This is a genomic window from Actinomyces sp. AC-20-1, assembly GCF_023369555.1.
Lineage (GTDB): Bacteria > Actinomycetota > Actinomycetes > Actinomycetales > Actinomycetaceae > Actinomyces.
The window spans coordinates 1-11,878 of the sequence record NZ_JACJVC010000008.1 but is presented as its reverse complement, the minus strand read 5'-3'; the positions used below and the strand labels follow the sequence as shown (position 1 = coordinate 11,878).

Below are 11,878 nucleotides of genomic sequence, written 5' to 3'. Positions count from 1 at the left end.
GAATCCCGCGCGTTCGTGGTTCTTTCAGTCGTTGAAGTGTGAAGAGGATGGACCTCTGTGTCGACGTAGGGTAAACTATTAATTGTCAGTCAGTGATTGACGATGTTTGTTAATGGCGCCGTTACGGCACCTCGACCCACCTGGCAGGAGAACAGCATGGAGCTCATCGGCATGATCGTCGTCGGTGCCGTCGTCGGCGCCCTCGCCCGCCTCTTCATGAAGGGCGACCAGGGCCTCTCCGTCCTGTGGACCATCATCCTCGGCGCCCTCGGGGCCTTCCTCGGCGGCTGGGGCGCGGGCGTCCTCGGCGTCCAGGAGACCGCCGGCATCGACTGGATCCGCTGGATCCTGTCCATCGTCTGCGCGATGGTCCTCATCAGCGTCTTCCTGGGCGTCACCCGCAAGAAGTGACCACCCCATGAGGAACGGGCTCCCGCTGAGACCAGCGGGAGCCCGTGCTCGTACCCCCTGTGGGGCTCGAACCCACGACCTTCGGATTAAAAGTCCGCAGCTCTGACCAACTGAGCTAAGGGGGCGCTGGCTCAGCGGCCCCACCATAGCGCGTGCTGTCACGATTGAGGCCATTGGCCCGGCACCGTCCTAGCCGGATGGGGCTGATCCGCGTCATCACGCCGATTGCGTCGCCGCCGTGACAGTGCCAGGGTAGCAATGGCCTGAATCGTGACACCCGCGCCCGAGGAGCCCCGCATGACCCGCCCCTTCCACCGCCCCGCCCGGCTCGAGGACGCCGAGTCCATCGAGGGCAGCCAGGACACGGCCGTGGCCTCCGAGCTCGCCCACAGTGCCGCCCAGGCCCTCGTCGGCGGGTTCCCGGAGACCGGCCTCACCCGCGAGGGCGTGCGCGCCGTCGCCGCCCGGGGCGTCGACGAGGTCGCCGAGCTCTGGGCCGACTCCCCGGCCACCACCCTGCCCGGGACCCTGTGGCGCCTCCTCCTCGTGCGCGAGTGGCTGCGCCGCGACCCCGAGCTCATCTCACGCCGCTACGCCACCGTCCTCGACCTCAGCACCGACGCCGAGGCCGCCGCCCGCTTCGAGACCGCCGAGGCCCGCCCCGCCCCCTCGCCCGAGCAGGTGCGCGCCGCCCTCGACACCGTCCTCGCCGGGCGCACCACCGGCTCCGTCACCGCCCTCGCCCCGCTGCTGTCCGCCACCGCCACCTTCCTGCGCGCCCTCGCCGCGGGCTCCACCCCCACCTGGATCGAGGACGACGCCGACGAGCTCGCCGACCCCGTCACCCGCCGGGGCTCGGCGCTCACCGCCACCGCCGACGAGCTCGACGAGGCCGCCCGCTGCGCCGCCGCGGGGCTCCTCGACTGAGCCACCCGCCGCCGTGGACGTGGGAGCATGAGGCCATGACGACCTCCGACGCCGAGACCACGCCCACCCCGGTGCCCCTGTCGAGCTTCCTCGGCGGCTGGGCGCGCACCCAGGCCCGCCACGCGGCCGAGCCCCAGGCGGACCCCGAGGAGCCGGCGGACCCCACCCCCGAGGTGCACGTCCTGGAGAGCGCTGACGCCCGCGACTTCACCGACGACGCCGGCCCCGCCTACGCCGACGAGGACTTCGACGAGCCCTCCGAGGACACCGCGCCCCTGACCGAGCCCGCCCCCCAGGCGAGCCCCGAGGAGCCGGCGGAGCCCGCCCCGGTCCTCGGCCCCGACCCCGAGGAGGGCCTGCCCCCCCTGGACTCCTTCGAGGACCGCTTCACGGACCGCGAGCTCACCTGGATGGACTTCAACGAGCGCGTCCTGGAGCAGGCCGAGGACCAGGACCTCGAGCTGCTCGAGCGCGCCTGGTTCCTGTCGATCTTCTCCTCCAACCTCGACGAGTTCTACATGGTGCGCGTCGCCGGGCTCATGCGCCGCATCAAGATGGGCCTGACCCCCGTGCGGGCCTCCGGCCTGGACGCCCACCAGGTCGTCGCCGAGATCACCCGCCGTGCCAAGGTGCTCGCGTCCCGCCAGTCCGACGTGTGGAACAAGGACATCCGCCCCAGGCTCGCCGAGCACCACATCGAGATCCTGGGCTGGGACCAGCTCGACGAGACCCAGCACGAGCGCCTGACCCGCTACTTCCGCCACCAGATCTTCCCGGTGCTCACCCCGCTGGCGGTGGACCCCTCGCACCCCTTCCCCTACATCTCGGGGCTCTCGCTCAACCTCGCCGTCCTGCTGCGCAACCCGCGCTCCGGCAAGGAGCACTTCGCGCGCATCAAGGTGCCGCCGTCGCTGCCGCGGCTCGTGACCGTGCCCGGGCGCGAGCTCGACACCGCCGACAAGAAGGCGGGCACCGCCCTCATCCCCATCGAGGCCGTCATCGCCCCGCACCTGGACCACCTCTTCCCCGGCATGGAGGTCCTGGAGCACCACCTGTTCCGGGTCACCCGCAACGAGAACCTCGAGGTCGAGGAGGACGACGCCGAGAACCTCCTGGCCGCCATGGAGAAGGAGCTCGAGAAGCGCCGCTTCGGCGACTGCGTGCGCCTGGAGGTGGAGGACACCATCAGCCCCTTCGTGCGCAGGCTGCTCGTGCGGGCCCTCGGGCTGGACGACGACGACGTCTTCGAGCTCCCCGCCCCCCTGGACCTCAAGTGCCTCAACCAGCTCCACGACCTGGACCTGCCGGCACTGAAGTACCCGCGCTACGTGCCCGTCACCGCCCCGGGCCTGGGGGAGGGCGAGTCCTCGACGCCGCGTGACATCTTCGCCGCCATGCGCGAGCGCGACGTCCTGCTGCACCACCCCTACGACTCCTTCTCCACCTCGGTGCAGGAGTTCGTGCGCCAGGCGGCCGCGGACCCCAAGGTCCTGGCGATCAAGCAGACCCTCTACCGCACCAGTGGCGACTCCCCGATCGTCGACGCCCTCATCGAGGCGGCCGAGGCCGGCAAGCAGGTCGTCGCCATCGTGGAGATCAAGGCCCGATTCGACGAGGAGAACAACATCGGCTGGGCCCGCAAGCTCGAGCGGGCCGGCGTCCACGTCGTCTACGGCATGGTCGGTCTCAAGACGCACTGCAAGCTCCTGCTCGTCGTGCGCCAGGAGGCCGAGGGCCTGCGCCGCTACTGCCACGTCGGCACCGGCAACTACCACCCCAAGACGGCCCGCGGCTACGAGGACCTGGGCCTGCTCACCACGGACCGCGACGTCGCCCAGGACCTCACCAGCCTGTTCAACCTCCTGTCCGGCTACGCCCCCCGTGCGCGCTTCCGCCGCCTGCTCGTCGCCCCGCGCACCGTGCGCTCGGGCCTGGTGGAGCGCATCGAGAGGGAGATCGCCAACAAGCGCGCCGGTCGCGAGGCCTGGGTGCGGCTCAAAGTCAACTCCATCATCGATGAGACGACGATCGACGCCCTGTACCGGGCCTCGCGCGCGGGCGTCCCGGTGGACATCGTCGTGCGCGGCATCTGCGGCCTGCGCGCGGGCGTCAAGGGCCTGAGCGAGAACATCCGCGTGCGCTCCATCCTGGGCCGCTACCTCGAGCACTCGCGCGTCTACGCCTTCTGCAACAACGGCGACACCGAGGTCCTCATCGGCTCTGCGGACCTCATGCACCGCAACCTCGACCGCCGCGTGGAGGCGCTCGTGCGCCTGACGGCCCCGCAGATGGTCGAGGAGCTGACCTGGCTCGTGACCCACTCGGCCTCCGACGAGGTCTCCTCCTGGTGGCTCGAGCCCGACGGCTCCTGGACCCGTCACGTCCACGGCCCCAACGGCGAGCGCCTGGAGGACATCCAGGCCACGCTCATGGACCGCGCCACCCGGCGCAAGGGACGGCGCTGACCCCCGGGGCCCGGTGAGGAGGAGCACCGTGACGGACGCAGCCCCCTCCGGCCGCAGGACCGTCCTGGCCGCCGGCGCCCTCGTGTGGCGCCCCTGCCGGGGCGGTGGGGGCGGCCGGGACAGCATCGAGGTCCTGATCGTCCACCGGCCCCGCTACGACGACTGGTCCTTCCCCAAGGGCAAGCTCGAGGCGGGGGAGTCCCTGGTCGCCTGCGCCGTGCGCGAGGTGCAGGAGGAGACGGGCGTCGCCGTCCGCCTCGAGCAGCCCCTGGAGACGGCTCGCTACCCGCTCGCCGACGGCCGGCGCAAGAAGGTCCGCTACTGGGCGGCCCGTCCGCTGGCCGACGACGACCCCTGCCTCGCGGCCCGGACCCCGGTGGAGCCGGCCCCCGCCCAGGAGATCGACGACGTCGCCTGGGTGGAGGTGGGCCGGGCCCGTGAGCGGCTGACCCACGACATCGACCGGCAGGTGCTGGGCCAGCTGCGGGACCTGTGGGAGGACGGCAGGCTCGACACGTGGACCCTTGTCCTCGTGCGCCACGCCCGGGCGGTCAAGCGCTCGGTGTGGAACCGCCCGGGCAGGCGCAGCGCCGAGGAGGACGAGGCGACCCGCCCCCTGACCCGCGACCAGGGCGAGCTGCGGGCGGCCGCCCTCGTCCCGGTGCTCGCGGCCTACGGCGTGGCCGCCGCCGTCACCAGCCCGTGGCGGCGCTGCGTCGACACGCTCGCGCCCTACGCCCGCGCGGCCGGCATCACGCCTCTGCACGAGCCGGCGGTCACCGAGCACGCGCACGCGGCCAGGCCGAAGGACGCTCGCCGGGTGGTCGAGCGGGCCCTGCGCGTGCCGGACGCGCCCCTGGCCCTGTGCACGCACCGGCCGGTGCTGCCCACCGTCATGGAGGCCGTCGCCCAGCACGCCCCGGGCCGGCTGCTGCGCGCCGTGCCTGACCGGGACCCGTGGCTGCGCACGGGCGAGGTCATGGTCATCCACATGGCCCGGCGCCCGCGCGGGCGCGTCCGGGCCGTCGCGATCGAGAAGCAGCGCCCCGCGCTGCCCACGGGCCGCTGAGAGCCGCTGCGGGCCGCGCTGCGCCCCTCCGGGACACGCGCTGCTCACCCGGGGGCCGCCCGGGCGTCGGCCAACGTTTCCCAAGACTTCACCGGCCCGGCCCCGAGCCGTCACCGCCGGGTCACCCGTCCTTCCTACCGTCCGAGGTACCGGCCAGACCGGCCGCCACCCCGCGGGCACCCACTGCCCACACCACGAAGGACGGTTCCCCGTGCTCCTCACCCGTCGCAGCGCCGTGTCGGCGCTCTGTGTCACCTCCCTCGCCGCACTCACCGCCTGCGGCTCCGACGCCGGAGGGTCCCCCAGCACCTCCGGCGAGGGCTCCGGCGGTACCGGCTCCTCCCTCACCGGCCGGATCAAGGGCGCCGGCGCCTCCTCCCAGGGCGACGCCCAGGACGCCTGGATGAACACCTTCATGGACGCCCACCCCGGCACCTCGGTCGAGTACGCCGCCGAGGGCTCCGGCGCCGGCCGCGAGAAGCTCATCCAGGGCGCGGTCGACTTCGCCGGCTCCGACTCCGCGATGAGCGCCGAGGAGCTCGCCCAGGCCGGCGAGGTCATCGAGGTCCCCCTCTACATCTCCCCGATCGCCGTCGTCTACAACGTTCCCGGGCTCACCGGCGACACCCACCTCAACATGACCCCCGAGACGGTCGCGAAGGTCTTCAAGGGCGAGATCACCCGCTGGAACGACGCGGCCATCGCCGCCGACAACGCCGGTGCCGACCTGCCGGACCTGGCCATCGTTGTCGTCCACCGCTCGGACGAGTCCGGCACGACGAAGAACTTCACCCGCTACCTGGGCAAGGCCGCCGGGGACGTGTGGACCTACGAGGCCGGGGAGACCTGGCCCGTCGACGGCGGCCAGTCCGGTGACGGCACGGCCGGCATGATCGCCACCGTCGAGGGAGCCGAGGGCGCCATCGGCTACGCCGACGCCTCCAAGGTCACGGACGCCCTGGGCACCGTCGCGATCGGCTCCAACGGCGCCTTCTCCCCGTACTCGGCCCAGGCCGCCGCCGCCACGCTGGACGCCTCCGAGCTGGCCGACGACGCCACCAGCACCCGCATCGTCTACTCGGTCAACTACGAGGCCGACAACACCTACCCGATCATCCTCGTCTCCTACCTCATCGCCCGCACCGCCTACGACGACCCCGACGTCGCCGCCACGGTCAAGGCCTACCTCGAGCACATGGCCTCCCCCGAGGGGCAGGCGACGGCCGCCGAGGCCGCCGGCTGCGCCCCGATCTCCGACGCCCTGCGCGAGAAGGTGCTCGCCGCCATCGCCACGATCGCCTGAGACCCAGACCGCTGACGCGGAGGGCGGGCCCTCTCCCCGGGAGCGGACCCGCCCACCGCCACCACCAGGAGAGACCACGCGTGGCAAGCCCCACCACCCCACTCACGCCCCGGGAACCGGCAGGCGCGCTCACCGGCCGGGCCCCCGGACGCACCGGCAACCAGGTCTTCCATGCCCTCGCCCTCGGCTCGGGCGTGCTCATCATGGTCGTTCTCACCCTGGTGACGCTGTTCCTCCTCAAGGACTCCCTCCCGGCCCTCACCGCCTCGCACGAGGAGCTGAGCGAGGAGGTCGGCTTCATGAAGGGCCGCAGCTTCTGGTCCTACGCGGCCACGCTCGTCCTCGGCACGCTCCTGGCCTCCGGCACCGCCCTCCTCGTCGCCGTGCCCCTGAGCGTGGCGGTGGCCCTGTTCATCTCCCACATCGCCCCGCGACGCCTGGCGCAGCCGCTGGGCTACCTCGTCGACCTGCTGGCGGCCGTCCCCTCGGTCGTCTTCGGCCTGTGGGGCTTCCTGTGGCTCGTGCCCCTGCTCTCCCCCGTCTACCAGTGGCTCACGGACAACCTCGGACTCATCCCCCTGTTCGCCGGCTACCAGCCCCCGGCCAAGAACCTGCTCACCGCCTCCCTCGTGCTCGCCGTCATGATCCTGCCGATCATCACCGCCACCACCCGTGAGGTCCTCCTCCAGACGCCGGTGCTCCACGAGGAGGCCTCCCTCGCCCTGGGGGCCACCCGCTACGAGATGGTCCGCCAGGCCGTCCTGCCCTTCGCCCGCTCGGGCATCATCTCCGCCTCGATGCTCGGCCTGGGCCGCGCCCTGGGCGAGACCATGGCGGTGCTCATGATCATGAGCCCGGGCCTGTCCACGAGCCTCAGGATCCTGGCCCCCGGCCAGCACCAGACCATCGCCGCCAACATCGCCGGCCAGTTCCGTGAGGCCTTCGGACTGTCGCGCGAGGTGCTCCTCGCCACCGGCCTGGTGCTCTTCCTCATCACCTTCGCGGTCAACTCCCTGGCCCGCTGGGTCATCGCCCGACGCTCCGAGTTCTCAGGAGCCAGCTGACATGCCTGCTCACCACAACCCCGCTGACCACAACCCCGCTGACCCGGCCCGCGCGCCCTTGTCCTCGCGCATGACCGACCCGGGCGCCGCCGTCGACCCGCTGACGGAGCCCCCCGTGCTCGAGGGCGTCCCGCTCACCGCCTGGCGCCTGCCCGGCTGGTTCGTGTGGGGCGTGCTCGCCGGCTGCCTCCTCGCCGTCGCAGGCACCGGGCTGCTCGCCGGCTGGTCGCTGGGCGCGGTCCTCGTCGTGACCGCCCTGTCCTGGCCCGTCGTCGCCACCGCGGTGTCCTGGGTGACGGAGGGCGGGCGCCGGGGGCGCGACACCCTGCTCACGACGCTCGTGCACCTGTGCGTCGCCGTCGTCATGGTCCCGCTCGTGTCGCTCGTGTGGATGGTGCTGTCCAAGGGCTCCGAGCGCTTCGGCGTCGAGTTCCTCATGACGAACATGCGCGGGGCGCAGGAGGCCACCGGCGGCGTCTACCACGGCATCGTCGGCACCCTGGAGATCACCGCGCTGGCCTCGCTCATCTCCATCCCGCTGGGCCTGCTCACCGCGATCCTCCTCGTGGAGTACGACGGCGGCTGGGTGGCCAGGGCGGTGACCCTCCTCGTCGACGTCATGACGGGCATCCCCTCCATCGTCGCCGGCCTGTTCGCCTACTCCTTCTTCCTGGCCGTGGCCGGCCCCCGCTACCAGGCCGGTGTCATCGGCGCCGTCGCCCTGAGCGTGCTCATGACGCCGGTGGTCATCCGCGGCACCGAGGAGATGCTCCGGCTCGTGCCCCACGAGCTGCGCGAGGCCTCCTACGCGCTGGGCGTGCCCAAGTGGCTCACCATCATCAAGGTGGTCCTGCGCACCTCGGTGGCCGGCATCACGACCTCCATCATGATCGCCATCGCGCGCGTCATCGGTGAGACGGCGCCCCTGCTCATCACGGTGGGCCTGCCGCTGACGACGAACCTCAACCCCCTCGAGGGCACCATGGCGACCCTGCCGACGCTCGTCTACAACCAGTACAGCCGTGCCGACTCCGCCTCCCTGGAGCGCGCCTGGGGCGGGGCGCTGACGCTCATCCTCATCGTCATGCTCCTCAACCTGCTGGCCCGCCTCGTGTCCGCCCGCCTCAGCCCCAGGAGCGGCAGGCGCTGAGCCGCCTGGGCGTCCACCGCACCCCCACCCGAAGGAGCCCCCGTGTCCAAGCGCATCGACGTCCACCGCGAGAACATCTACTACGGCGACGTCATGGCCGTGAAGGACGTCAACGTCACCATCCAGCCCGCCTCCGTCACGGCCCTCATCGGCCCGTCCGGCTGCGGCAAGTCGACCTTCCTGCGCACCCTCAACCGCATGCACGAGGTCGTCCCGGGCGCCCGCGTGGAGGGGGAGGTCCGTGTCGACGGCGTCAACCTCTACGGCCCCGGCGTCGACGCCGTGCAGGTGCGCCGGGCGATCGGCATGGTCTTCCAGCGCCCCAACCCCTTCCCGACGATGTCGGTCGCCGAGAACGTCCTGGCCGGTGCCAGGCTCAACAACCGCCGGATGAGCAGGTCCGACGCCGAGGCGCTCGTCGAGCAGTCCCTGCGGGGGGCCAACCTGTGGGACGAGGTCAAGGACCGGCTCGACCGGCCGGGCTCGAGCCTGTCGGGCGGGCAGCAGCAGCGCCTGTGCATCGCCCGCGCGATCGCCGTCAAGCCCTCCGTGCTGCTCATGGACGAGCCCTGCTCGGCCCTCGACCCGATCTCGACCCTGGCGATCGAGGACCTCATCGCCGGGCTCAAGCAGACGTACACGATCGTCATCGTCACCCACAACATGCAGCAGGCCTCACGGGTCTCCGACATGACGGGCTTCTTCAACCTGGAGGCGACCGGCGGGCCGGGCCGGCTCATCGAGTTCGACACGACGGACGTCATCTTCTCCAACCCGCGCGAGAAGGCGACGGAGGACTACATCTCCGGCCGCTTCGGCTGAGCCCGGGAGGACCGGACGGCGCCGGCTCAGCCGGCCAGGAAGGTCCCCATGAGGCGCGCGATGGCGTAGACCGGTCCGCCGACGGCGAGCACGGGCACGAGCGCGCTCGTGATCGCCGCCCGCCCGCCGGGGACCCAGCGGTGCGTCCACAGCACCCGGTTGCCGGCGGACATGAGGACCCCGGCGACGAAGCCCGTCAGCAGGCAGGCGGCACCGGACTGCAGGGCCACGACAGTGCCCACGTGGGAGGGGCCGAAGAACCCGACGGCGGCGAGCACGGCCCCCGCGGCACCCGCGACGAGGGCCGGGACCGTGACGGTGAGGGCCTCGAGCACCGGGGCGGGCACGTCCAGGGTGGTGAGCAGGGCGCCCACGAGCAGCGCCAGCGCGCAGGGCACCATGACGGAGGGGTCCGCGACCCCCGGCTCGAGCGCGCACCAGCCGGCGCCGCAGACGACGACGAGGTTGCCCGTGACGGTGGAGGACAGGTCCTCCACGAGGCCGGGGCGCCCGTCGCGCCTCACCATCTGGGAGACGAAGGCCGCCAGCACGCTCAGCGCCATGACGACCCCCGCCGAGCCGAAGTCCCCCCGCACGGCGACGAGCACCGAGGCGGCCACCCCGGTGAGGGTGATGACGGCGGTGGAGCCCGGGTCGTGGCGGGCGCGCAGCAGGGCGGGCCAGCCCTGGGCGGCCAGGGGGACGAGGATGACGACGAGGGCCAGGCGCGTCCAGGTCGGCAGGGGCGCGGTGGCGGCGAGGAGGGCGGGGACGGTGCCGGCGACGGCCAGACGCGTCCAGGCCGGGTCCGCCAGGCCCGGGGTGATGGGCTTGTTGCCGCCACGGCGCGTGCCGTAGCCGGAGGTGCGGCGCGAGCGTGCCGGGGCGCCGGGCCGGGGGGCCGACGGCGCCTGCGCCGGGTGGGCGGGTGCGGCGCGGCCCGCGGGGACAGGGTCGGTGGCGCTCACGGGCGCATCGTCCCACACCGTGACGCGCCCGCGCCCGCGCGCGTGTGGAACACTGGGCGTCGGGAACCCGGCGGCAGGCAGGAGACGGTATGCGGGCCATCATGCTCACCCACGAGACCGACCCCTCCCACGTCCTGCCGGCCGCGACCCTGCTCGACCTCACGGTCACCTGCCTGGCCCCCGTGCCGTCCTCCTACACCCGGCTCGACTGCGCCGACGTCGTCATCATCGACGCCCGTGGGGACCTCATGCGGGCCTGCGCCCTGTGCCAGCTGCTGACGGGGCCGATGTCCTGCCCGCCGGTGCTGCTCGTCATGGAGGAGGGCGGGGCCGCCGTCGTGCAGACGGACTGGGGGGCCTCGGACTTCGTGCTCGTGTCCGCGGGCCCGGCGGAGGTCTCGGCGCGCCTGAGGATGCTGCGCCCGCGCGGGGCGGAGCCGGTGGCGCAGACGGAGGACCGCCTGGAGGTCGGCGACCTGGTGATCGACGTCACGGCCTACACGGTCCGCCTGCACGGGGCGGTGCTCGACCTGACCTACAAGGAGTTCGAGCTGCTCAAGTACCTGGCGCAGCACCAGGGCAAGGTCCTCACCCGCGAGACGATCCTGGACGACGTGTGGGGCGTGGACTACATCGGCGGCTCGCGGACGGTGGACGTGCACGTGCGGCGTCTGCGCGCCAAGCTCGGCCCGGAGCACGACCACCTCATCGGCACGGTGCGCAACGTCGGCTACCGTCTGGACCCGCTGGACGCGGCCTGAGTACCGGGTCTGGGCCGGGGCTGGGGCCCGCCGTCGCCACCCTGTACCCTTGAGGGCGACGTCGGGCCGTGACGGGCCCCGGGCTCCACATATCGCCGCCTCGAGCGGCCGACGCGCCGCTGGCGCTCTCCGGCCCGACGTCCTCAGCCCACCTCCTCGGTTTGCGCGCGAGCTCCCTGGGGTTTCGGCGTACAATCGCGCGCAAACCGAGGATCTCGGGGCTGTGGCAGGGCCGGGTCGGCGCCACGTACCCTGCGGCCATGGCTTTCTCCCTTCCTGACGACCTGGCCCCCGAGGCCTACCCGCTCGCCTGGCTCGTGGGCACGTGGCGCGGCTACGGCATCCTCACCTACGGCGAGCAGGTGCCCCAGCAGGCCGTCTACCAGGAGATGGTCTTCGACCACGACGGCGGCCCCTACCTGCGCCAGGTGACCACCACCTGGACCGTCGACGCCACCCGCTCGCAGGACCTCGACTTCGAGATGCCCGGCCTCGAGGGCGCCGGGCGCCTGGCACCCGCCCAGGTCTGGTCCACCGAGACCACCTACTGGCGCCCCGTCGGCCAGGAGGAGCCCGACGCCGACGACGCCGACACGACCACCCCCATCACCCGCCTCGAGCTCATCTCGGCCGACCCGGCCGGCCAGGTCGCCGTCTGGGAGGGCTGGATCCAGGGCCCGCGCGCCCAGGTCGGCACCCAGGCCGTCGGACGCACCCGCACGAGCGCCGAGGTCACCCAGATGAGCCGCATGCTCGGCCTCGTGGCCGGCGACCTCATGTGGACCCAGGACATGGCCGCCTTCGGCAAGAAGGAGATGGACACCTACGCCTCCGGCCGCCTGGGGCGCGTCGAGGACCCCGGTGCGCCGGAGAGCCGGCCCGGCGCGGCCCTGCGCGCGGCCATCGCCGCCGACGAGGCCGCCCGCGCCGCCACCCGG

11 protein-coding genes and 1 tRNA gene are annotated in these 11,878 nt (G+C 72.8%); 10 read left to right on the top strand and 2 right to left on the bottom strand.

From position 1 onward, the window contains the following. Nucleotides 1-156: 156 nt before the first annotated feature. Nucleotides 157-411, top strand: coding sequence for a GlsB/YeaQ/YmgE family stress response membrane protein (locus H6X67_RS06245; protein WP_249369932.1), 255 nt, complete (start codon nucleotides 157-159; stop codon nucleotides 409-411). Nucleotides 412-462: 51 nt separating this feature from the next. Here the strand turns inward: H6X67_RS06245 and H6X67_RS06240 are convergent. Then, nucleotides 463-536: transfer RNA gene (locus tag H6X67_RS06240), tRNA-Lys, on the bottom strand. Between the two features lie 172 nt (nucleotides 537-708). On the opposite strand from H6X67_RS06240, the gene H6X67_RS06235 reads away from it, so the two are divergent. The 7 genes from H6X67_RS06235 to pstB all read left to right on the top strand — a co-directional run bounded on the left by H6X67_RS06235 (nucleotide 709) and on the right by pstB (nucleotide 9,211). Continuing rightward, nucleotides 709-1,338 (top strand): hypothetical protein, encoded by a 630-nt coding sequence (locus H6X67_RS06235; protein WP_249435478.1) that lies wholly within the window; start codon nucleotides 709-711, stop codon nucleotides 1,336-1,338. A 35-nt stretch (nucleotides 1,339-1,373) separates the two neighbouring features. Next, on the top strand, nucleotides 1,374-3,803 hold the full coding sequence (locus H6X67_RS06230; RefSeq protein WP_249376358.1) for an RNA degradosome polyphosphate kinase: 2,430 nt from the start codon (nucleotides 1,374-1,376) through the stop codon (nucleotides 3,801-3,803). A 28-nt stretch (nucleotides 3,804-3,831) separates the two neighbouring features. Beyond that, nucleotides 3,832-4,872: an NUDIX domain-containing protein gene (locus H6X67_RS06225; RefSeq protein WP_249369548.1), complete on the top strand. Its 1,041-nt coding sequence runs from the start codon at nucleotides 3,832-3,834 to the stop codon at nucleotides 4,870-4,872. 211 nt (nucleotides 4,873-5,083) lie between these two features. Next, entirely contained in the window at nucleotides 5,084-6,175 is a 1,092-nt protein-coding gene (gene pstS, locus H6X67_RS06220; RefSeq protein WP_249369546.1) for a phosphate ABC transporter substrate-binding protein PstS, read from the top strand. Nucleotides 6,176-6,255: 80 nt separating this feature from the next. Beyond that, nucleotides 6,256-7,239, top strand: a complete 984-nt coding sequence (gene pstC / locus H6X67_RS06215) for a phosphate ABC transporter permease subunit PstC (protein WP_249369544.1) — start codon at nucleotides 6,256-6,258, stop codon at nucleotides 7,237-7,239. A 1-nt stretch (nucleotide 7,240) separates the two neighbouring features. Beyond that, nucleotides 7,241-8,389, top strand: coding sequence for a phosphate ABC transporter permease PstA (pstA, locus tag H6X67_RS06210; protein WP_249369542.1), 1,149 nt, complete (start codon nucleotides 7,241-7,243; stop codon nucleotides 8,387-8,389). Nucleotides 8,390-8,431: 42 nt separating this feature from the next. Continuing rightward, nucleotides 8,432-9,211 (top strand): phosphate ABC transporter ATP-binding protein PstB, encoded by a 780-nt coding sequence (gene pstB / locus H6X67_RS06205; protein WP_249369540.1) that lies wholly within the window; start codon nucleotides 8,432-8,434, stop codon nucleotides 9,209-9,211. Between the two features lie 26 nt (nucleotides 9,212-9,237). On the opposite strand, the gene H6X67_RS06200 is transcribed toward pstB, so the two are convergent. After that, nucleotides 9,238-10,179 (bottom strand): tellurium resistance protein TerC, encoded by a 942-nt coding sequence (locus H6X67_RS06200; RefSeq protein WP_249376360.1) that lies wholly within the window; start codon nucleotides 10,177-10,179, stop codon nucleotides 9,238-9,240. Between the two features lie 89 nt (nucleotides 10,180-10,268). Between H6X67_RS06200 and H6X67_RS06195 the strand changes: the two genes are divergently transcribed. Continuing rightward, a complete protein-coding gene (locus H6X67_RS06195; RefSeq protein ID WP_249368706.1) occupies nucleotides 10,269-10,940 on the top strand; it encodes a winged helix family transcriptional regulator in 672 nt (223 codons plus the stop codon). A 260-nt stretch (nucleotides 10,941-11,200) separates the two neighbouring features. Next, the coding region (locus H6X67_RS06190) for a heme-binding beta-barrel domain-containing protein (RefSeq protein ID WP_249435477.1) at nucleotides 11,201-11,878 on the top strand (678 nt) is incomplete at its 3' end.